Annotated in this window: 1 protein-coding gene; it reads left to right on the plus strand. The window is 51.8% G+C overall.

Annotated features, from left to right (window positions below):
- Positions 1–163 precede the first annotated feature (163 nt).
- Positions 164–558 (plus strand): phosphatase PAP2 family protein (locus FMN63_RS28330; protein WP_205514386.1); only part of this gene is annotated, 395 nt, incomplete at its 3' end.

Here is a 558-nt window from a genome sequence, read left to right on the forward strand (position 1 = left end):
GTCGTCGCCTGTTGGCTTGTATCCCGCTATTTTGCCATAAGGCGGCGGACATCACCTAATCACTACCACGTAATTGCTCAGGAATGGCACAAATTTGTCAATTTTCCAGTCCGGCGAGAATTTTCAGTTATGATTGTGATACTTACTTATAAAAGGAGCATCCATGCTTTCAATTGCGAGGCGCACCGCGGCAGGCGCCGCCCTGTTGCTTATCATGCCGCTTGCCGTATGGGTATCAGGCTGGCAGTGGCAGCCAGGACATCAGGTCTGGTGGCTAAAAACGCTATTCTGGATAACGGAAACCGTGACCAAACCCTGGGGCGTTATCACGCATGTGATTCTTTGTGGATGGTTCTTATGGTGCCTGCGATTTCGCCTGCGCGCCGCCATTATGCTGTTTGCGATTCTCGGTGGGGCGATTATCGTCGGGCAGGGCGTGAAGTCATGGGTAAAGGAGCGCGTACAGGAGCCGCGGCCATTTGTGGTCTGGCTTGAAAAAACGCACCATATTCCCGTCGATGAGTTCTACACTTTAAAGCGTACAGAACGCGGACATTT

The sequence above is a fragment of the Stappia sp. BW2 genome (assembly GCF_008107695.1).
Lineage (GTDB): Bacteria > Pseudomonadota > Alphaproteobacteria > Rhizobiales > Stappiaceae > Roseibium.